This is a genomic window from Micromonospora sp. NPDC005710 (assembly GCF_040630995.1).
Classification (GTDB): domain Bacteria; phylum Actinomycetota; class Actinomycetes; order Mycobacteriales; family Micromonosporaceae; genus Micromonospora.
Window position 1 is genome coordinate 122,445 of record NZ_JBEXYP010000011.1, and the last position, 21,115, is coordinate 143,559.

At 69.8% G+C, this 21,115-nt stretch carries 17 protein-coding genes; 6 read left to right on the top strand and 11 right to left on the bottom strand.

Annotated features, from left to right (window positions below):
• Nucleotides 1-7 precede the first annotated feature (7 nt).
• The 7 genes from ABZ406_RS17150 to murJ form a co-directional block, all read right to left on the bottom strand.
• Nucleotides 8-1,171: an N-acetylmuramoyl-L-alanine amidase gene (locus tag ABZ406_RS17150; protein WP_357762060.1), complete on the bottom strand. Its 1,164-nt coding sequence runs from the start codon at nucleotides 1,169-1,171 to the stop codon at nucleotides 8-10.
• Nucleotides 1,172-1,331: 160 nt separating this feature from the next.
• Nucleotides 1,332-1,655 (bottom strand): thioredoxin, encoded by a 324-nt coding sequence (gene trxA, locus ABZ406_RS17155; RefSeq protein WP_030331849.1) that lies wholly within the window; start codon nucleotides 1,653-1,655, stop codon nucleotides 1,332-1,334.
• Between the two features lie 30 nt (nucleotides 1,656-1,685).
• A complete protein-coding gene (trxB, locus tag ABZ406_RS17160; RefSeq protein ID WP_357762063.1) occupies nucleotides 1,686-2,636 on the bottom strand; it encodes a thioredoxin-disulfide reductase in 951 nt (316 codons plus the stop codon).
• A gap of 183 nt (nucleotides 2,637-2,819) precedes the next feature.
• On the bottom strand, nucleotides 2,820-3,827 hold the full coding sequence (locus ABZ406_RS17165; RefSeq protein WP_357762066.1) for a hypothetical protein: 1,008 nt from the start codon (nucleotides 3,825-3,827) through the stop codon (nucleotides 2,820-2,822).
• The gene (gene sigM, locus ABZ406_RS17170; protein ID WP_357762069.1) at nucleotides 3,824-4,525 is read right to left on the bottom strand and encodes an RNA polymerase sigma factor SigM; all 702 of its coding nucleotides are present in this window, start codon (nucleotides 4,523-4,525) and stop codon (nucleotides 3,824-3,826) included. Before sigM ends, ABZ406_RS17165 begins: the two co-directional genes overlap by 4 nt.
• A gap of 43 nt (nucleotides 4,526-4,568) precedes the next feature.
• Nucleotides 4,569-6,176 carry a protein kinase family protein gene (locus ABZ406_RS17175; protein WP_357762072.1) on the bottom strand — a complete coding sequence of 536 codons (1,608 nt, stop codon included), beginning with the start codon at nucleotides 6,174-6,176 and terminating at the stop codon, nucleotides 4,569-4,571.
• 445 nt (nucleotides 6,177-6,621) lie between these two features.
• Nucleotides 6,622-8,373 (bottom strand): murein biosynthesis integral membrane protein MurJ, encoded by a 1,752-nt coding sequence (murJ, locus tag ABZ406_RS17180; protein ID WP_357762075.1) that lies wholly within the window; start codon nucleotides 8,371-8,373, stop codon nucleotides 6,622-6,624.
• A 127-nt stretch (nucleotides 8,374-8,500) separates the two neighbouring features.
• Between murJ and ABZ406_RS17185 the strand changes: the two genes are divergently transcribed.
• On the top strand, nucleotides 8,501-9,964 hold the full coding sequence (locus ABZ406_RS17185; protein ID WP_357762078.1) for a CCA tRNA nucleotidyltransferase: 1,464 nt from the start codon (nucleotides 8,501-8,503) through the stop codon (nucleotides 9,962-9,964).
• Nucleotides 9,965-10,119: 155 nt separating this feature from the next.
• On the opposite strand, the gene ABZ406_RS17190 is transcribed toward ABZ406_RS17185, so the two are convergent.
• Nucleotides 10,120-11,622, bottom strand: coding sequence for an SPFH domain-containing protein (locus tag ABZ406_RS17190; RefSeq protein WP_357762081.1), 1,503 nt, complete (start codon nucleotides 11,620-11,622; stop codon nucleotides 10,120-10,122).
• Between the two features lie 26 nt (nucleotides 11,623-11,648).
• Nucleotides 11,649-12,170: a hypothetical protein gene (locus ABZ406_RS17195; RefSeq protein ID WP_357762307.1), complete on the bottom strand. Its 522-nt coding sequence runs from the start codon at nucleotides 12,168-12,170 to the stop codon at nucleotides 11,649-11,651.
• A 109-nt stretch (nucleotides 12,171-12,279) separates the two neighbouring features.
• Here ABZ406_RS17195 and ABZ406_RS17200 point away from each other — a divergent pair, with 109 nt between their 5' ends.
• Together ABZ406_RS17200 and ABZ406_RS17205 are read left to right on the top strand one after the other, a co-directional pair.
• The gene (locus ABZ406_RS17200; RefSeq protein ID WP_357762084.1) at nucleotides 12,280-12,765 is read left to right on the top strand and encodes a methylated-DNA--[protein]-cysteine S-methyltransferase; all 486 of its coding nucleotides are present in this window, start codon (nucleotides 12,280-12,282) and stop codon (nucleotides 12,763-12,765) included.
• Nucleotides 12,766-12,893: 128 nt separating this feature from the next.
• The gene (locus ABZ406_RS17205) at nucleotides 12,894-13,832 is read left to right on the top strand and encodes a hypothetical protein (RefSeq protein ID WP_357762087.1); all 939 of its coding nucleotides are present in this window, start codon (nucleotides 12,894-12,896) and stop codon (nucleotides 13,830-13,832) included.
• Between the two features lie 100 nt (nucleotides 13,833-13,932).
• Here ABZ406_RS17205 and ABZ406_RS17210 read toward each other — a convergent pair whose 3' ends face one another.
• The gene (locus tag ABZ406_RS17210; RefSeq protein WP_357762090.1) at nucleotides 13,933-15,012 is read right to left on the bottom strand and encodes an inositol-3-phosphate synthase; all 1,080 of its coding nucleotides are present in this window, start codon (nucleotides 15,010-15,012) and stop codon (nucleotides 13,933-13,935) included.
• A 23-nt stretch (nucleotides 15,013-15,035) separates the two neighbouring features.
• Nucleotides 15,036-15,674, bottom strand: a complete 639-nt coding sequence (locus ABZ406_RS17215; RefSeq protein WP_357762093.1) for a PadR family transcriptional regulator — start codon at nucleotides 15,672-15,674, stop codon at nucleotides 15,036-15,038.
• A gap of 175 nt (nucleotides 15,675-15,849) precedes the next feature.
• Here ABZ406_RS17215 and ABZ406_RS17220 point away from each other — a divergent pair, with 175 nt between their 5' ends.
• From ABZ406_RS17220 to ABZ406_RS17230, 3 genes are all read left to right on the top strand, one after another.
• A complete protein-coding gene (locus ABZ406_RS17220) occupies nucleotides 15,850-16,299 on the top strand; it encodes a DUF5318 domain-containing protein (RefSeq protein WP_357762096.1) in 450 nt (149 codons plus the stop codon).
• A gap of 197 nt (nucleotides 16,300-16,496) precedes the next feature.
• Nucleotides 16,497-19,388, top strand: coding sequence for a transglycosylase domain-containing protein (locus tag ABZ406_RS17225; protein WP_357762099.1), 2,892 nt, complete (start codon nucleotides 16,497-16,499; stop codon nucleotides 19,386-19,388).
• Between the two features lie 127 nt (nucleotides 19,389-19,515).
• Nucleotides 19,516-21,024 carry a glycosyltransferase 87 family protein gene (locus ABZ406_RS17230; RefSeq protein WP_357762102.1) on the top strand — a complete coding sequence of 503 codons (1,509 nt, stop codon included), beginning with the start codon at nucleotides 19,516-19,518 and terminating at the stop codon, nucleotides 21,022-21,024.
• Nucleotides 21,025-21,115 lie beyond the last annotated feature (91 nt).

Sequence of the window (21,115 nt, forward strand, 5' to 3'; positions counted from 1 at the left end):
ATCCGGGTCAGTCGACGACGGTGCCGGCGGCCACGACGGCGCGCAGTTCGCTGACGTCGAGCGACCCGGTCGGGACGTCCCGTTCGATCGGGTAGTACATCCGCTGGACAGCGGCCACGATCGCCTCCACCACCCGGTCCCGAAACCGGGGGTCGACGAGCTGGGCACGGTCGGTCGGCGAGGTGAGATAGCCGACCTCCACCCGAACGGCGGGCATCCGCGTCAGTCTGAGCAACTCCCAGGTCTTGGCGTGCGTTCGGCAGTCCCGCAGCCCGGTGCGGGCGACGATCTCCCGCTGCACCAGACCGGCCAGGCGTTCACCGGTCGCCGAGGTCACCCCGTTGTCGGTGCCGTAGTGGTAGGTGGCGACACCCTCCGCTTCCGGGTTGCCGTGGCCGTCCAGGTGCAGCGAGATGAACACGTCGGCGCCGAGCGAGTTGGCGAGCAGAGCCCGGTCGGTGTCCGGCAGGCAACTGTCCGGCGCCGGGCCCCGGGTGAGCTGCACCCGCACCCCGGTGGCGGCGAGCCGCCCTTCCAGCCGACTGGCCAGGTCGTGCACCAGGTCCGCCTCCGTCCAGCGCAACGAGCCGTCGGGCACCACCATCCCGGGGTCGGTGCCCCCGTGCCCCGGGTCGATGACCACAGTCTTGCCGACCAGCGCCGGCCCGGACTGCCGGATCGCGTCGGATTCGCGGAGCCACTGCGGACGGCCACCGACCACCTTCCGGCCGATCCGCCGGAGTGCGTTCATGGTGTGCGGGCCGCAGGAGCCGTCCGGGGTGAGCCCGACCTCGCGCTGGAACTGGGCGACCGCCCGCGACGTCCGGACACCGTAGATGGCGTCCGCGCGGCCCACGTCGTACCCCATCTCCATCAGTCGCTCTTGCAACGACCGGACGTCCTCGCCGGTGAGTGGCTCGGGGACCGCGTGGTAGAGGGTGCGGGCGCCGAGCCGCCAGCGGGCGGCGTCCAGGGCGCGCCAGGTCTCCGCTCCGACCCGACCGTCCACGCTGAGCCCTCGCGACTGCTGGAACGCGCGGACCGCCCGCTCGGTGTCCAGGTCGAATTCGTCGGTCTGCGGGCCGGCGGCGGCGAGCAGTTCGAGGCCGGTCAGGATGGAACGGATCTCGGTGACCGCGGGTCCCCGGTCACCGGGTCGGATGGGACGCATGCCGGACCCCCTCTGCACGACACCTTGCTGGCCGGGTGGCCCAGGCTTGAGGCTATGCGCTCCGGGGCGGCGAGGTGGCGTGGCCAGCAAAAACGGCCGGGAAGACGCCGAACCCCGCACCCGGCGGGCGGGTACGGGGTTCGGTTGATGTCTCTGCTGGTCAGAGGGCCGATTCGATGAGCCGGACCAGCTCGCCCTTCGGCTTGGCGCCGGCGATCGACTGCACCGGCTGGCCGTTCTTGAAGACGGTGAGCGTCGGCACCGACATCACCCGGTAGGCCCGGGCGGTTTCCGGGTTCTCGTCGATGTTCAGCTTGACGATGGTGACCTGGTCACCCATCTCCCGGGCGATCTCCTCGAGCAGCGGCGACACCTTGCGGCACGGCCCGCACCACTCCGCCCAGAAGTCCACCAGCACCGGCTTGTCGGCCTGCAGCACGTCAGCGACGAAGCTCTTGTCGGTGACCGCCTTGGTTGTTCCCACTATGCCCCTCCTCCGGGATGTGTTCCTTGTTCAGCTGAGCGTCGCGATGAACCGCTCGGCGTCGAGCGCGGCGGCACAACCGGTGCCGGCCGCGGTGATCGCCTGACGGTAGGTGTGGTCGACCAGGTCACCGGCGGCGAAGACACCGGGCACGTTGGTGTGGGTGCTCGGGGCGTGGACCTTCACGTAGCCCTCGTCGTCCATCTCGACCTGACCACGGAAGAGTTCGCTGCGAGGGTCGTGACCGATGGCGACGAAGACGCCGGTCACGTCCAGCACCTTGGTGTCACCGGTGTGCACGTTGCGGACGCGTACCCCGGTGACCTTGCCGTCGTCGCCGAGGATCTCCTCGACGGTGCTGTTCCACTCGACCTTGATCTTCTCGTTGCTCAGCGCCCGGTCGACCATGATCTTGCTGGCCCGGAACGAGTCGCGCCGGTGGATGATGGTGACCGACTCCGCGAAGCGGGTGAGGAAGCTGGCCTCCTCCATCGCCGAGTCGCCGCCACCGACGACCACGATGTGCTGGTTGCGGAAGAAGAAGCCGTCACAGGTGGCGCAGGAGGAGACGCCGTGGCCGAGGAACTCCTGCTCGCCGGGCACGCCCAGCGGACGCCACGCCGAACCGGTGGAGAGGATGACGGCGCGCGCCCGGTAGGCGGTCTCGCCAACCCAGACGGTGCTCACCGCGCCGGAGCCGGCGTCGCCGGTGTCCACCAGCTCCACCCGGGTCACGTCGTCGGTGAGGAACTCGGCGCCGAACCGCTCGGCCTGCTTGCGCATGTTGTCCATCAGCTCGGGGCCGAGGATGCCGTCGGCGAAGCCGGGGAAGTTTTCCACCTCGGTCGTGGTCATCAACGCACCACCGGACTGCACGCCCTCAATGATCAGCGGCTTCAGGTTGGCGCGGGCGGCGTAGACCGCCGCCGTGTAGCCGGCCGGCCCGGAGCCGATGATGATCAGGTTGCGGACCTCGTCCACTGCCGTCTCCCGAGTTGTGTGTGTTCGGCGTCGGCGCGAGCACCGATGCTGATCCGAGGTGCCGACGCCTGGGTGGGGCCGGCAGCTGACTTCCAGAACGTCATCGTACGAACCGGGGATTCCCGAGCCGGGCATCCGGTGGGTCAGGTCACGTGTGCGGTCACCGTGCCATCAACAGTGGATTCACCCTACCCGCGCCGAATACCGGCTGTCCGAGCCGGACCCAGGCACTCCGCACTCCGGGCCGCTCACCCAGGCCCACCGGGCTCCGGTCGCATCGGTGAAACGAACGACGAGCGCCTGATCGCCCTGGAACCGCGCGTAGTCGACAGTCTCGACCACCAGTGGGGCCGAGCCGTGCTCCGTCGCGACGCTGGCCAGACACGAGGTGAGCGCGACCTCGTCGGTCAGCCGGGCCAGTTGGTCCGACCCGTCGGGAGAGGGACGGCGTTCGCCTTCGGCATCCACCTTCGGCCCCTCGCCCGGGGTGTCGCCCGTCGCCCGGCTGGCAGCCGACCTGCTCGGCGCGTCAGTGCCGTACGCGTCGCCGAGGGTCTGCGGGGTGTAGTTCGTACCACTGCGCAGTGCCGGCCCGGTGGTGCGGACCGCCCCGGCCCCCGCGACGCCCTCAGGCGCGCTGGCCGGGTGGTTCATGGCGTCGGTGCCGCCGGAGTCGTCCGCCGCGGGCATCGACAGCTGGTTGAGGCCCAGCGCGACGGCGATCACGGCGATCGCGGCGGCGGCCACTGGTGCCCCTCGGCGGGCCCAGCCGCGCTGGCGGCGGCCCGGCCCGGTGGACGCCGAACGCCCCGACCCGACCGGCGTGCGGACGGCCGGGCGCCGATCAACCTGCGCCGGTACGACGGACGGCGCCGTCGCGGCGCCATCGCCCTGATCGACAGCGGGTGCGTCCTCGGTCGAGGCGTCGTTCGAGAGCTTCGCCGAGGACAGAGCGGCCAGGAGACGGTCGCTGATCGCCGAGGGCATCTCCGGGGACGGCCCGGCCCACCGGGTCAGGTCCGACCGGACCGCGGTCACGGCAGGGGCCAGCATCGCGTACGCCTCGGCCCAGGACGGGTCCGCGGCAACCAGTTGGGCGACCTCGTCCTGCTGGGGGGTGCCCTGCAACGCCCCGCCGAGGTAGTCAGCGAGCAGGTCGGCGTCGACCCCCCGGAACCCCTCGGTCGTCACGTGTCCTCCTGGTTGGCGTCGCGCCGGTACCGACCCGACCCCGATCCGACGCCCTCCACCGGGCCGGGGTTCCCCAGCGTGACGCCGGGCACGCCGGTGACCGGGACGGCCTGGTTCGAAGGCGTCTTGACGGCGGCGGGGCGGAGGTGGCCGAGCAGCACGGCGAGCCGGGCCCGACCCCGGGCACACCTGCTCTTCACAGTGCCCTCGGCGACGCCGAGGATGCGGGCGACCTCGGCGACCGGATAGCCCTGCACGTCGACGAGCACCAGTGCGGCGCGTTGCTCGGGGGGCAACGCGGCGAGCGCCTCGCGGACCACCAGCACCGTGTCGTGGTCCGTTGCCGGCGCTGCCGGCTCCGACCCGCCGGTGCCGGCCTCAGCCCGGTTGCCGTCCGGCAACGGCACCGTGGGGTGCGCCTGCCGGCGTCGGATCCGGTCCAGGCAGGCGTTGACCACGATCCGGTGCAACCAGGTGGTGACGGCGGAGTCGCCGCGGAACCGGCCCGCCGCCCGATGCGCCGACAGCAGAGCGTCCTGAAGTGCGTCGGCCGCCTCCTCGCGGTCGCCGAGCGTCCGCAGGGCCACCGCCCACAGACGGTCGCGGTGCCGGCGGAACAGTTCGGCGAAGGCGTCCCGATCTCCGTCGACGTGCGCGCGCAACAGCTCCAGATCCGTGGCGGCGGCCCGCCCGCCCATCACCGCGTCCAGCGGATGCGGTGCCCGGATCGTAGCGCCCGGCTCACGACCCCTGGACCGTAATCTCCTGCACCCCCAGCTTGAAGCCACCCTCGGCCGGAGCCAGCTCGGTGATCCAGAACAGCAGGTACTGGTATTTCTGGTCGGCGTCGAAGCCGTTGAACGTCATCGTGGTGCCGTCGTGGTCCTCGAACGGCTGGCCGATGGCGGTCTTGTAGCTCGCCACCAACTGCTTGTCACCGCTGGAACTGGACGGCGGGTTGGTGGTGCCGGCGAGCAGTTGGGCGGACGCGTTGGTGGCCGACAGCACTGCCCGCACCGACTTGACGGTGTGCGGCTCGCCGAGGTCCAGCCAGACGCCCATGCCCTTCTTCAGGTTGCCGAAGTTGGGCCGGTCCCGGTAGGTCTCGGTCTCCCAGCCCTTGTCCTCGTCACCGTCGATGACCTTCTCGGCGCCGTCGACCTCACTGCGGTTCTTGCTGTCCGGGTCGATGATCCGGACGTTCTTCACGGTCAGCCCTCGCGTCGCCGCCGCGGCGGGGGTGGCGTTGCCGGCTGGCGGACTGGAGGTCGGTGCGGCGACCGGGTTGGACTGTGGGTCCTTGTCGTCGCCGCCCAGCGCGATGATCCCGATCAGCAGACCGACCAGGGCGACGGCCAGCAGGCCGGCGATGCCGACGGCGACCCTACGACCCCCGGCCGCGGCCAGCGGCGACGGCTCCTCCCCGGTTTCGGCGGCGAACCGCAGCGGCCCGCTGTTGTCGAGGTAGTGCTCCTCCTCGGCCGGAACGTCCAGTCGCGCCAACTCGGCGGCGAGCACGTCGGAGGAGGGCGGTGCGATCTCGGCGTCGAGCAGATCCATCGTCAGGTCGTCCAGGTACGCCGGAACGCCCGCCCGAACCTGGCGGGGTGCGGCGATGGCGCCTGCGGCGTCCCGAACGGCGTCCGGGATGGCGGCGCGGCCATGGCCGGCGGTGGCACCGTGCAGCGGCGCCTCCGCGTGCGGCCACGAACCGGTAAGTGCGAAGTAGAGGACCCCGCCGACCGCGCGGATGTCGTTTTCCTGGCTGTCGGCGCCGTCGGTACGGGCGTCGGCCAGGACCACCCGGCCCTCGTCGCTGATCATGACGGTGCCGGGGTGAACGTTGCCGTGCACCATGCCCGTGGCGTGCACAGCGGCAAGCGCACTCGCGACGGCGTTGCCGATGGCGGTGGCCCGAGCCGGGTCCAGGGGGCCGTCGCTCGCCAGATCCCGCATGGACTGCCCGTCGACCCACTCGCGCACCACGTACGCCCGGTCGGCCTCGTCGATCGCGTCGTAGACGCCCACCAGGTTGGGGTGGATGACCCGGCTCGCCGCGACGGCGGCCTGAAGCATCTCGGTGGCGGAATCGCCGCCCGGGTAACGCAGCACCACGGCAACGGGACGGCGCAGGATGACGTCGACCCCGCGCCAGACCAGCCGACCCGCGCTGTCGTTGTTGATGTGCTCAACCAGTTCGTACCGCTCGGCGAGGACTTCACCGGCCGTGGGAGCACCGAAGGTCATGACCGGAGGAGCGCTTTCGTCCGCCTCCTGACCCTCGCCGACCTGGGTCACCCGTCCTCCCTCGGTGATCGTGTCGATCGATGGACCCGAACTGCTGGGCATGTGGCTTCCCGCTCTGCCGTTGTAGGAACCGGCCGACCGGTGACGACGCCCAGCGTCGGCCCCTGCCGTACCCGTCGAGAGCGACCTTACCCGGGTTGCCCGTCTCTCCGACATGTCATCTTCCCGCCGTACCTGGCGGTGTTCCGGCAGTCGGCGAACTCGTCCGGTTACGACCGTTGTCAGCCACGTTGCTGGCACATGTACTAGCTAATCTACGGCTTCACCGCAAGTGACCGACGCCGGGGCTGGGCTGGCGTGGCGCTCGCGCTGCCTCGTACGTTCCCGCCGATCGGGTTGTCACCCTCAGCCGTACGGTTGGTTATCCACAGGCTGAAGCGGTGGTTGACCGGCGAATCGCGGGGTTATCCACAGGAGCGTCCCCAGCCTGGTGATCCGCAGTGACAGTCGGTATGGCTGCCAACTTGTTGTAATCGGATGCGGACGGTCAGCGACCGAGGCGGCGGCGGACCATCCCGACCACCTCGGTGATCTCCCCGATCTTCAGCAGCATTGCCAGACCCAGGTAGGTCCCACCGATCACCGCGCCACCGACCACCAACTGGAAGATCGCCTCCAGTCGGCTCGGAGTGTCGTCGCCGGGCAGCAGCTTCACCACCAGAAGGCCGACCACCGCCGAACCCAGCGCCGCGACCGCCACCCTGCCGCCGGTCCGCATGATCTCGCCGAGGCCGATTCGACCGATGCGCGGTCGAAGCAGCCAGGCGGAACCGATCGCGGCAGCCAGGTAGGAGACCGTGTTGCCGATCATCATGCCCGCGCCGGCGAAGCTCGCCGAGAAGGCGACGAACAGCACGATCTGCACCCCGATCCGGAGCGCCACCACCGGGATGTTGATGAGAGCCGGCGTACGGGTGTCGGGCAGCGCGTAGAACGCGAAGGTGAAGAGTTGGCTGACCGCGAACGGGACCAGCGCGAGGGCGGCGGCGAGCAGCACGACGGAGGTGGCCGTGGCATTGTCCTCGTTGAACGCGCCGAACCGGAACAGCGTGAACGCGATCGGGGTGGCGAGGACGGCGTAGCAGACCGCGATCGGGGCGAGGACCGCCGTGACAGTGCGGGTACCCCGGGAGAGGTCGGCGGCGAGGTCGGCGTACCGGCCGTCGGCGGCGGCGGCGCTCATCCGAGGCATCAGCGCCGTGATGATCGAGACGGCGATGATGCCGTGTGCGGTCATCAGCAGCAGGAACACGTTGTTGTAGATGAGCGGACCGGCGGCGTTCTCCTTGCCCGCTCGGTTCAGCAGGTTGAACAAGACGATCAGGCCGACCTGGCTCACCGCGACGTAGCAGATCATCCAGGCCCCGAGCCGGCCCAGCTCACGCAGCCCCAGCGCCCGGAAGTCGAAGCGGAGCTTCCAGCGGAAGCCGACCTTGCGCAGCGCCGGCAGCAGGCCCATCGCCTGGATGGCCACACCGAGCAGGGTGCCGCCGCCGATCAGCAGGATCCGCCCGGTGGTCATCTCTCCGGGCTTGACGATCTCCGCACCGAAGATCGCGATGTAGAGGCCGGCGGTGCCGATCACCACGAGGTTGTTGAGGATCGGTGCCCACATCGGGGCGGCAAAGTGGCCCCGGGTGTTGAGCACCGCGCTGATCAGCGCGCTCAACCCGGAGAAGAAGATCATCGGCAGCATCAGCCGGGCCAGGCCGGTGACCAGTTGCGAGTAGTCGCCGGTCGGATCGCCACTGCCGTACAGCCAGGTCAACCAGGAGGCGAACAGGACAGCGAGCAGCGCGGCGACCCCCAGCGCCAGCACCGCCAGGGTCAACAGCCGCTGGGCGTACGCCTGACCGCCGTCCACGTCGATCTTGCGACGACGTACCAGCACCGGGATCAGCACGCTGGTGAGGACGCCGCCGAGCAGGAACTCGTAGACCATGCCGGGCAGGATCTGCGCGGTCGTGTACGCGTCACCGACCAGCGCACCGCCGAGCGCCGCCGCGATCACCAGGTTGCGCAGGAAGCCCGTACCCCGGCTGACCAGGCTGCCGATCGCCATCACCGCACTGTTGGCCGCCGCGCTCGCCTCGCCCACCTGCTCCTGCGGCGGCGCTGTCGACTCCATTGCCGGCTGGTTCAGCGGCTCCGCGGAGATGAAGGTGGCGCCGTCCCCGGGACGGATGCCAGGGTCGCCATCGTTCGCGGCGTTGGCGCTGCGGTAGAGCCCGCCGCTCATCTCCAGCCTCCCAGGGGTACGTCGAGCCGGACACCGACCCGCACGCCACAGACCATAGTCAACCCCCACCCGTTACCCAGCGCCCGGCGGATCGGATCACACCCCGGCCCGATAAGCTGGCGATCCCATGTCCGAAGCCTCCGCTCCTCACGCCGCCGACCGCCGCGAACTCACCGCCGCGCAGCGCAACGCCGTCGCCGAACTGCTCCGGGTTTCGCCGGTCGCCGACGAGTTGGGCCGCCGCTTCGTCCGCGCCGGTCACGAGTTGCACCTGGTGGGCGGTTCGGTGCGCGACGCCCTGCTCGGTCGACTCGGGGACGACCTCGACTTCTGCACCGACGCGCACCCCGACGAGACTCTGCGGATCATCAAGGGCTGGGCCGAGTCGATCTGGGAGACCGGCCGCGAGTTCGGCACCATCGGCGCTCAACGCGACGGCCTACGGCTGGAGATCACCACCTTCCGTGCGGAGTCGTACGACCAGGTCAGCCGCAACCCGGTGGTGGTGTACGGCACCAGCCTCGACGAGGACCTGAAGCGGCGCGACTTCACGATCAACGCGATGGCGGTCAGCCTGCCCGACCACCGGTTCACCGACCCGCACGGCGGGCTGGACGACCTCTCGGCCAAGGTGATCCGTACCCCGAGCACGCCTGGTGAGTCGTTCGGCGACGACCCGCTGCGGATGCTGCGGGCCGCCCGGTTCGCCGCGCAGTTGCGTTTCGCTGTGCACTCGGATGTGCACCTGGCGATGACCGAGATGGCCGCCGACCTGGACCGGATCACCGCCGAGCGGATCCGCGACGAGTTCACCAAGCTGCTCTGCGGCGCGGACCCGATCACCGGGCTGCGGTTGCTCGTCGACACCGGGCTCGCCGAGCGGTTCCTGCCGGAGCTGACCGGGCTGAAGCTGGAGATCGACGAGCACGCCCAGCACAAGGACGTCTACGAGCACACGTTGACTGTCGTCGAGAACGCGGTCTCCTACGAGGAGGACGGCTGCGACTTCATCCTGCGCATGGCCGCCCTCCTGCACGATGCGGGCAAGCCGGCGACGAAGGCGGTCGGGTCCGACGGCCGGGTCAGCTTCCACCACCACGAGGTGGTCGGTGCCCGGCTGACCAAGGCCCGGATGAAGGCGATGCGGTACCCGAAGGAGGTCACCGCGAAGGTGACCGCGCTCGTCGCGCTGCACCTGCGTTTCTACGGGTACGGCCGGGGCGAGTGGACCGACTCGGCGGTGCGCCGCTACGTCGCCGACGCCGGTGACCTGCTGCCCCGCCTGCACAAGCTGACCCGCTCGGACTGCACGACCCGCAACCGCCGCAAGGCCGCCCAGCTCGCGGCCGACTACGACGCGCTGGAGGATCGGATCGCCCGGATCGAGGCCGAGGAGGACCTGGCACGGGTCCGACCCGACCTGGACGGTAACGCGATCATGGAGTTGCTCGGCGTACCGCCGGGGCCGGTGGTCGGGCGGGCGTGGAAGCACCTCAAGGAACAGCGCCTCGAACACGGCCCACTGGACCGCGACGCCGCCGAGGCGGAACTCCTCCGCTGGGCCCGCACCGAAAACCTGCTCCCCGAATAACCCCGACCCCGGCGCCCTCACCCCACCCCCCGCCCGCGCGATCTCGCACTTTCTGCTGCGACATAGAGCGCTAAAGCCTCCATATCGACAACCGAAGGTGCAAGATCGACGCCGGGCAGCGGGTGGGGTGAGCGGGGTAGGGCGGGCGTTCTGGATCAGCGGGTTTCTACGGCTGTTGTGCCGTTGGTGGTTGGGGTGGACGCGGAGCCGAGGCGGGCCAGCAGGCCGGGAAGGTCGATCCCGGTGAGGTCGCTGCCGAGTTGGAGGCCCTGCGCCACGTTGCCGGCCACTGACCTGGTGAGCGACGACGCGCCGTCGGTGGAGATGACCGTCATCTTGTCGATCGCTCCGATCGGAGCGCTGGCCGCCTCGACGACCTGCGGTAGCACCTTGACCAGCAGGTCCAGGACGGCCGCCTCGCCGTACGCGGCGAACGCCTCGGCCTTGCGCGCCATCGCGTCCGCCTCGGCCTCACCCTTCGCGAGGATGGCCGCGGCCTCGGCCTGACCTTCCCGCTCCACCGCCTCGGCGATGGCGGAACGCCGCCGCTGCTCGGCCTCGCCTTCCTTGGCGCCCTCGATGGCGTTGGCCTCGGCGAGCGCGGCCCGCCGGGCCCGCTCACCCTCACCGGTCAGTCGGGCCTGCTCGGCGGAGGCCTGCGCGGCGGCGATGACCGACTGGCGCTGCGCGTCGGCGTGCAGCACTGCAGCGTTGCGGGACGCTTCGGCTTCCTGCTCCACCTTGTACCGGGCCGCGTCGGCGGGCTTGCGAACCTCGGTGTCGAGTTGGCGCTGCTTGAGTTCGGCGTTGCGCTCGGCCACCTTCTGCTGCTCGGAGAGGATCGCCTGGTCCCGCTCTGCCTGGGCGAGTGGTCCGGCTGCTGCGGACCTCGCCTTGGCCGCGTCGATCTCGGCCTGGATACCGGCCTGCTTGAGGGCCAGGTTGCGGTTCGCCTCGGCGATGGCCTCCTCGGCGAGCAGGCGCTCCTGTTCGGCCTGCTGCCGGGCCCGCGCCTCGGCGATCGCCGCGTCCTTGAGCACGCGGGCGGCCTCAGGTCGGCCCAGGTCCTGAAGGTAGGAGCCTTCGGCGAGGATGTCCTGGAGTTGGAAGGTGTCCAGCACGAGACCCTGGTTGGTCATCGAGTGTTCGGCCTCCTCGGCGACCGCGCTGGCGAACGCCGCCCGGTCCCGGATGACCTCCTCGACGGTGAGCCGACCGACGATCGAGCGCAGCGCGCCGGCCAGCACCTCGCGGGTGAAGTTGTCGATCTCGTCCTGCTGGTGCAGGAACCGTTGTGCGGCGGCCCGGATCGCGTCCTCGGTGCCGCCGACCTTGACGATCGCCACGCCGTGCAGGTCGGCGCGGATGCCCTGCTTGCTCACGGCGCCCCGGATGCCGACGTCGATCCGGCGGCTGGACAGGTCGAGCGACTGGAGCTTCTGCACCACCGGCAGCACGAACACCGAGGCGCCCAGCACTACCTTCTGCCCAGAGTTGTCGGTGGACCGCCCACCGTCGGCGGTCTGCGTGGTGCGGCCCTTGCGACCGGTGACGATGAACGCCTCGTTCGGGCCGGCCACCTTGATCCGGGAGAGCACGAAGAGCACCAGGATCAGCGCGAGGAGGACCGCGCCGCCGATGGCGATGAGTAGGGCCATATAAGAGTCCCGTCTGTGAGGGGGGGTCAGTAGGTCTCGACGTGGACACTCGTCTCGCTGAGCGCCTGCACGACGAAGACCTGGGCGCCGATGGGGATCGGCTGGTCCGCGCGGGCGCTGAGCTTCACCGGTTGGCCGGCGAGGCGAACGCGGACCTCGCCGTACCCGTTGGCCGGCACCGGCGTGACGACCAGGCCCAGCGCGCCGACCAGGTCGTCACGGGTGGGGGTGGGGTCGGTGCGCATGTTCCGTGCCGCCCGGCTGAGCCGGGACGCCAACCAGCCGGTGGGCACTGCCGCGAGCACGCCGCCGGCCACCGCCCCGACGAGCATGCCGGGGGTACGCGCACCGAGTAGTTCGTTGACGATGGCGGCGCCGAACCCGAACGCCCCGGCGAAGCCGGCGACCGTCTCGATCGAGATCGGCCCGTCCACGTCGGCGTGCCCGAACTGGAGCAGTTCGGTGCCGAGCAGGGCGAGCGCGAGCACGCCGATGCCTGCCGCGCCGATGATCAGGAAGATGAGCGTCCCCGTTGCCACGACCTGCACGGTATCGACATGACGCAACGTTCGGCGGTGCCGCTGGACGTGGGATTGATCTTCCTCTGGTGTCGGTAGCCGGGCTGGCGAAAGTGTTCGCACCGGGGAGAATGGATGGATGCGCTGGACTGTGCTCGACTCGCCGATCGGTGAGTTCTCCGTCGCCACCGACGGCACGAGTGTGTGCGGGGCCCACTTCGGCCGGGTGGACGCGGCGGCCGACGGGCCCGGCGACGCGTTGTCCCGGCAGGCCGTCGACGAGCTGCGGGCGTACTTCGCCGGCGAGCTGACGGCGTTCACAGTGCCTGTGGCAGCGCCACGGGGGTCGGAGTTCGAGCGGGCGGTCTGGCGGGAGATGACCCGGATCCCCTACGGCGGGACGCTGACGTACGGCGAGGTGGCGAAGATCGTTGGCGATCCGGGGGCGGCCCGGGCGGTCGGGGTGGCCTGCAACCGCAACCCGGTGCCGGTGCTCGTGCCCTGCCATCGGATCGTCGGCGCGGGCGCGAAGTTGGTCGGCTTCGGTGGTGGCCTGGACCGCAAGGTGACGTTGTTGGAGTTGGAGGCCGGTGTCGCCCTGCGGCTCGCCTGGTCGGGAGCATGACGGCCGGAGCGTCGTTCGCCGGCCGCACCCGGGACGTTGGTGCATGAATTCGGCCGATCGGTCGATGTGGATTTTCTGCCACAACAGCGACTATCGATCGTCAATGCACCAACAAGTTCGGGGGATTTGTGACCGAGAACCAGGACAAGACCGTCGACCGCCGCCGTCTCCTGCGCCGGGCGGGCACCGTCGCCGCCGGCGTCGCAGGTAGCACTGTGGTGGGCGCTGCCGTCGCCGGACCGGCCCAGGCCGCACCCGGCGACCCGGTGCTTCAGGGCCGCGCCAACAACGTCGCCGCCGCCGCCACCACGAGCCTCACCAGCACCGCGGCCGGGCCGACGCTGCAACTGGCGAACCCGGCCATCGTCAGCGAGAACGGGCTGGACCTTGCCCGGCCGTCGCTGCAGCTCGCACCGAGCGGCGACTACCTGCACCAGGATTCCGCTACCGGCTCCATCGGCATGGACAACTACGGCAACCTCCAGGTGGTCGCCGCGGAATACAACGGCGAAGCCATCGTCGACTACGTCCACACGAGTGGTAACGCGAACCGGATCGTGCCGATCATGCCGCAGCGGGTCATCGACACCCGGTCGGCAGCGGGGCGCGAGCGGATCGTCAACCGCTCGTCGACCACCCTGGACAGCACGGGCCGCCTGCGCGAGGGGCAGACCATCCACCTCGACCTGACCGATTTCGTCTTCTTCGGTGACGCGGTGTTCGGCAACATCACTGTGACGACCACCGCCGCCCCGGGTTTCGCGCGGGTCTTCCCGTACGGCGCCGGACCGATCAGCGTCTCGACGATCAACTTCCAGGCCAACCAGTCGCTGTCGAACGCCTTCATGACCGGCATCGGCTTCGACGCGGACTACATCTCCGTCTTCGCGAACAAGACCACCCACATCATCCTCGACGTGGTGGCTTTCGTGATCGGTATCGGCGCCGTCAACCCGGCGTACCTGCCGCTCTCGGCCGGGGCGGGAGCGCGTACCACCGAGTCGCTCGCCGACCGCACGGCGCGGCGTGCCGCCAAGGCGAAGCAGGATTCGCCGAGCTGGAAGTGACCCGCTCGCCGTACCTGACGGCGAGGCACTGAACGCGGCGAAGGGCCGGGTCCGCATGGGGACCCGGCCCTTCGGCCTGCTTGCTGATGTCGTCAGCGCGTCAGCGCGTGACCTCACCGGCGATGAACTCCTCGACGGCCTGGTGGGCGTCGTGGTCGGCGTACTGCACCGGCGGGGACTTCATGAAGTACGACGAGGCCGACAGGATCGGGCCGCCGATCTTCCGGTCCAGGGCGATCTTCGCGGCCCGGACCGCGTCGATGATGACGCCGGCCGAGTTCGGCGAATCCCACACCTCGAGCTTGAGCTCGGCCATGAGCGGGGTGTCGCCGAACGAGCGGCCCTCCAGGCGGATGTACGCCCACTTGCGGTCGTCCAGCCACGGCACGTGGTCGGACGGGCCGATGTGCACGTCGCTCTTGCTCATCTCGTGCGGGATCTGCGAGGTGACCGACTGGGTCTTCGAGATCTTCTTCGAGACGAGCCGCTTGCGCTCGAGCATGTTCATGAAGTCCATGTTGCCGCCGAAGTTGAGCTGGTACGTGCGCAGCAGCTCGACGCCACGGTCCTCGAAGAGCTTCGCGAGGGCGCGGTGCACGATGGTGGCGCCGACCTGGCTCTTGATGTCGTCACCGACGATCGGCAGGCCCGCGTCGGTGAACTTCTGGGCCCACTCCGGGTTGGAGGCGATGAAGACCGGCAGGGCGTTGACGAACGCGCAGCCGGCGTCGATCGCTGCCTGGGCGTAGAACTTGGCGGCCTGCTCGGAGCCGACCGGGAGGTAGCAGACGACGACGTCGACCTGCGCGTCGCGCAGCGTCTGCGCCACGTCGACCGGGGTGGCGTCGGACTCCTCGACGATCTCGCGGTAGTACTCGCCCAGACCGTCGAAGGTCGGGCCGCGCTGCACGGTGACACCGGTCGGCGGCACGTCGCAGAGCTTGATGGTGTTGTTCTCGCTGGCGACGATCGCCTCCGAGAGGTCCATGCCCACCTTCTTGGCGTCCACGTCGAATGCCGCGACGAACTCCACGGCGTTGACGTGGTATTCGCCGAAGGCGACGTGCATGAGACCCGGGACGCGGTCGTTCGGGTTGGCGTTCCGGTAGTACTCGACGCCCTGAACCAGGGACGAGGCGCAGTTACCCACACCGACGATGGCGACGCGGACGGAGCCCATAGCGTCTGCCTCCTTCTTTTCTGTCACGGCCGCTCATTCCTGGTCTCTCCAGGCGGAGGCGGGCTGTTGTCTTCTCGTCGGCCGCCGGCTGTCCCGATGTTCGGGACCGTCGGGGCTCGGCCGGAGCGCTCGTTGGCGATGAGCTCCTCCAGCCAGCGGACCTCGCGCTCACAGGCATCAAGGCCGTGGCGCTGCAGTTCCAGCGTGTAAGCGTCGAGGCGCTCGGCCGCCCGGCCCAGCACGTCACGAAGCCCTTCGCGACGCTCCTCGATCTTGCGGCGGCGACCCTCCAGAATGCGCAGTCGGGTCGCCTGGTCGGTCCGGGCGAAGAACGCGAAGTGCACCCCGAAGCCCGTGTCGTCGTACGTCTCGGGCCCCGCCTGTGCGATCAGTTGGGCGAAGCGTTCCTTGCCCTCCGCGGTGATTTTGTAGACCACCCGACCTCGTCGGCTGGTCAGCGCGGGAACCTCCTCGGCAGTGGCGGATGTCTCAGCAGCTTCGGTGATCCATCCCGCCGCCTGGAGCCTGCGTAGCGTGGGATAGAGCGAGCCGTAGCTGATCGCCGCCCGGATCGCGCCGAGTTTGGCGGTCAGCTCCTTGCGCAGCTCGTAGCCGTGCATCGGAGACTCCTGCAGGAGGCCGAGGATGGCGAATTCGAGCACTGGCCACCCTCTCTTTACCCTCCGGCGTAAAGCGGTAACCGCCGCGATGTATCGGACCGATACATCGCACGTTAGCGGGTCGAGCAGGCCAGGGCAAACCCCCGTTCCGGGATGTCGCCGTCACGGATTGTGAGCGTGGTCGCCTGGTCGGGCCGGACCGCGTACCCTTCTCCGCATGCGTACGCAGCGCCAGGTCGTCGACTACTCGCTTCAGAAGCGAGCAGTGCTGCGTGAGCTCCTGGCCGGCCGAGTGGGCACGTACGACGTCTGCGACGCATCGCCGTACCTGAAGAACGCCGCTCGGTTCCACGGCGAGCCGACCGATCGGCGCTGCCCCATCTGCCGCAGCGAAAACCTGACCCTCGTCCACTACATTTACGGTGACGAACTCAAGCAGTCCGCCGGCCAGGCCCGGACACTTACCGAGTTGCCAGTGCTGGCGATGACGCTGCGTGAGTTCCAGGTCTTCGTGGTGGAGGTGTGCCTCGGCTGTGACTGGAACCATCTCGTCGAGCAGTACCTGCTCGGCCGGGACGGCCTGACCGGTGACAGCGAGGGCATCAGCGAGCAGGACGCGGCGGGCGCCGAAGGTGGCGGTCGGCGGAGGCGAGAGGCGCAACGGTGATCTCAGCTGGTTGGACCGGCCTCGGGGCCGTAGACGAAGCCCGAGACGGTCGACCGCTTGTTGGTCCGATTGGCCCGATTGATACGGCAATGACCCCCGTCACCCGGCACCCCCGTGCCGGCGTCCCGGGTGAAGCAACTCACGGCAACCCGGTGGCGGCGCAGCCGCGTCCCACCGCGACCGGCAGGGTGTGAGGAATGAACTCGTACGGCGATCCCAGTTCTGCGCGCGGACGGACCCCGCACACGGGTCCAGACGGTGACCCCGGACCGGGCGCGGACGACGCGTACCGCCGACCCGGCGGTGACTCCGGCGGGAGCGGCTGGTCGGCCCCGGAGGGCGGCACCGCAACTCCGGGTCGCGCCTCGGTGACGCCACGGGCCGCCGGCGGTCGTGCCACTGTCGGCGGGTCGGCCTCGGTCCCGCCACGTGGCGGTGCGGCCGCCGGGTCCGCCTCGGTGGGCGCGGCAGCGACCGGCCGGGCCGGACGGGCCTCGGTGCCGGTGTCGCCGGCACCGGCGGTGGCCGCCGGCCGCGCCGGCACCGGTCGGGCCTCGGTTCCCGTCTCCCCCGCGCCGGGCGCACCGGCAGGTCGGGCCGCCGTCGGTGCCGCCGCCGTCGGTGCGGCCTCGGTCGGCACCGCCTCCGCGGGCCGGGCCAGCGTCGGCTCCGCCTCGGTCGGTGGTCGCGCGGCGGTCGCCAGGGCGAGCGTCTCACCGGTTTCCGGTGGGCCGGGCGGTCCCGGTGGGCCGGGCGGACCGGGTGGTCCCGGTCGGGGCGGTCGTGGTCCGGGTGACTCGGGCGCCGCCGCGGCGCGGGCGAAGAAGCGCAAGCGGATGAACCTGCTGATCGCGGGTTTCGCCGTCTTCATCATGCTCGCCGGCCTCGGTGTGGTGACCTTCACCTACTACTCGACGAGCGTGGTGCTGCCACAGTCGCTGCCCCTGCCGCTCTCCACCACCGTCTACGCGAACGACAACAAGACGATCGTGGCCAAGCTCGGCGAAGAGAACCGGCAGTTAATCAAGATCACCGACATGCCGCAGCACGTGCGGGATGCGGTGGCGGCGGCCGAGGACCGGAACTTCTACGACCACTCGGGTGTGGACTACAAGGGCATCGCCCGCGCCGCCTGGAACAACGTCTCGGGCGGCGACAAGCAGGGTGCCTCGACCATCACCCAGCAGTACGCGCGTAACGCCTACGAGAACCTCAAGGACGACAGCTACGCCCGGAAGGTCAAGGAAGCGATGTTCGCCTCCAAGCTGAACGACGAGTTCACCAAAGACCAGATCATGGAGCACTACCTCAACGTGATCTATTTTGGTCGCGGGGCGTACGGCATCCAGGCGGCGGCACAGACCTACTTCAACGTCGACGCCAAGAAGTTGACAGTGGCGCAGGGCGCCGTCCTCGCCGCGCTGATCCGGCAGCCCGAGCCGAGCGCCACCCACCAGGGTTACGACCCGGCGATCAACCCCGAGGAAGCCCAGGCCCGCTGGCAGTACGTCATCGACGGCATGGCCAAGAAGGGTTGGCTCGACCAGCCGAACCGGCCGCAGCGACCCACCGAGTACCCGAAGGTGGCGGCCCCGAAGAAGGGTGGCTCCGGGTTCGGCGTCGACAGCCCTCGAGGCAACGTGATCAATTACGTTCGCCAGGAAATGGACCGGATGGGCCTCTGCACCGACAGCGGCGCGACCGGCAAGGTCAGCTGCGTCGAGGCCCTGCGCGTCGGCGGCTACCGGATCCAGACCACCATCGACCCCAAGCTCCAAGCCGCCGCCGAGAACACGGCGATGCAGTCGAAGAAGGGCTCCGAGCTCAACGACCAGCCGAAGAACCTGATGGCGGCGGTGGTCTCGATCGACCCGAAGAAGGGCCGCGTGCTCGCCTACTACGGCGGTGACAGCGGTGCCGACTTCGACTACGCCGGCAAGAACACCGACAGGAACGGTGACCTGACCGGTGGGCACCAGCCGGGCTCGTCGATGAAGGTGTACACGCTGGCCGCCGCCATCGAGGCCGGCATCTCGGTCAAGTCGCACTGGGACGCGACGCCGTTCAAACCGGAGGGCACCGACGTCGAGATCGGCAACGCCAACCGAGGCGCCGGCAAGTGCGGCAAGTGGTGCACGCTCGAAGAGTCGACGATCCAGTCGTACAACGTGCCCTTCTACTGGGTCACCGACGAGATCGGCCCCGAGAAGGTCGTCGACATGGCCCGCAAGGCCGGTGTGACCACCATGTGGGGTGTCGATCCGCCGCAGGCCTTCGACCTGGCGAAGAAGGGGAAGAACCCGTTCGACAACTGGACCGGTTTCGGTAAGTACCCGATCACCGTCTTCGACCACGCCAACGCCATGGCCACCTTCGCCAACGACGGCAAGTACATTCCGGCGCACTTCGTCATCAAGGTCGAGCAGCAGGACAAGGAAACCGGCAAGTGGAAGGTCGTCGGCAGCGAGAGCATCAAGCCTCAGCAGCGGATCCCCAAGAAGGTCACCGACGAGGTCACCGGCGTCCTGAAGCAGATCCCCAAGCCGAACAGCCTCTCCCTGGATGACGGCCGGCAGGCCGCCGGCAAGACCGGCACCTGGGAGTACGACAACAAGGACAACGCCCACGCGTGGATGGTGGGCTACACCCCGCAGATCGCCACGGCGGTCTGGGTGGGCAGCCGGGATCCGAAGAAGCCGAAGATCCGCCTCACCAGCGGCAAGCCCATCGGCGGTTCGACGCTCCCCGGCCCCATCTGGGAGAAGTACATGAACACCGCCCTCAACGGGCAGGAAGAGATCTCCCTGCCCAGCATCACCGGCGAGGGTGACGTCACGAAGGGCAACGGCAAGCAGCCGCCGGCACCGCCGCCGCCCAACCCGGGCGGTCAGCCCGGCCAGGGCACCCCCTGTAACCCGCTGATCGACCTGCTCTGCAACCCCGGCGGCAACAACCCCGGCGGTAACCCGGGGGGCAATCCCGGCGGCAACCCGGGCGGCAACCCTGGCGGTAACCCCGGGGGCAATCCCGGCGGAGGCGGCACAGGTGGTGGAGGGCTGACGCCCGGCCTGCCACCCAACCGCGACTGAGCCACCACAAGCGCGCGACGCCGCCGCCGGCCGGACGACACGTCCCGGCCGGCGGCGGCGTTTTCGTACCCGGAACTCCGCGCCGTGACGGGACGGGCAGCCCTCTCGTACGGCAGGATGCCTCTTCATGAGCACCCAGTCGACGCCCGGCATCGACGACGCCGGAACCACCGATCACCCGTCCCGCTCCGACGGGTTCGTCCGCGGCATCTCCAGCGTCATCGGCGGGCCGCTGGGCGACCACGCGACAGCGCTGAACCGACCGGCCGGTCAGGAGCGTCGCTTCTGGACGGCCGTACGGATCGTGCTGGCGCTGGCGTGCCTCACGCTCGCCCTGCACTGGGTGCAGAAGTCGCCCTGCCAGGACGGCGCCTGGCAGAACAACGTGCAGTACACCCGGTTCTGCTACACCGACGTCCTCGCCCTGTACTACGCCGAAGGTCTCAACGAGGGCAAGGTGCCCTACCGTGACCACCCGGTCGAGTACCCGGTGCTGACCGGCTATTTCATGGGGGCGCTGGGCCTGCCGGTGCACGCCATCGGTGACGGCGACCCGAGCATCAACCAGGGCCAGTGGTTCTACAACCTCAACGCGCTGGTGCTGGGTGCCCTCGCGGTGGCCACTGTGGCGGTGATCCTGGCGTTGCGCCGACGACGACCCTGGGACGCGGCGCTGTTCGCACTGGCGCCGGCGCTGGTGCTCACCGCCACCGTCAACTGGGATCTGCTCGCCATCGGGCTGGCCGCCTTCGGCCTGCTGGCCTGGGCTCGTAGACACCCGGCGCTGGCCGGGGTGCTGCTCGGGTTGGCCGGGGCGGCGAAACTCTGGCCACTGTTCCTGCTCGGACCGATCCTCATCCTGGCGCTACGGGCCGACCGGGTCCGGGCCGCGCTCGTCGCCATCGGTACGGCTGTCGCGGCAGTGGTGCTGGTGAACCTGCCGGCCGCGCGGGCGTACCCGGAGAACTGGGACCGGTTCTTCGAGTTGAACACCACCCGGCCGATCGACTGGGGCACCTTCTGGTACATCGGGCGCTACCTGGACGGCAAGGTCGGCAACGACCCGGCCCAGCTCGGGCCGTTCGAGTGGCTGAACGCGAACATCCCGACCCTCAACACCCTGTCGTACGCGCTGTTCGGGCTGGCGTGCCTGGGCGTGGCCGTGCTGGCGCTGCGGGCACCGCGCCGACCGCGGTTGGCGCAGCTCGGCTTCCTGGTGGTGGCGGCGTTCCTCATCTTCAGCAAGGTCTGGTCGCAGCAGTTCGTGCTGTGGCTGCTCCCGCTCGTGGTGCTGGCCCGGCCGAAGTGGGGCGCGTTCCTGGCCTGGCAGATAGCCGAGGTCTGCTACTTCGTCGCCTTCTACGGGGAGCTGCTCGGCGCGGCAACCAGCAAGCCGGTCTTCCCGGAGGGGGTGTTCGTGCTGGCCTCCACGCTGCGACTGGTCACAGTGGTGGTGCTCTGCGTGTTCGTCGTCAAGGAGATCCTGCACCCGGAGCAGGACGCGGTGCGGGCCACCTACCCGGACGACCCGGACGGCGGGGTTCTCGACGGCGCACCGGACGCCCCGTGGGTCGACCGCTGGCGCCGCCCCACGACGAACAGCGAACAAGCACCCGTACCGGTGCCCACGACCTGACCCCAAGGCCGACCGCGGCCGGCACCACGTCAGGGTTTCGGGGGAGCCCGACCGGCGCAGGGATCAAGCCTGACCGCCCGGAGTCGGGCGG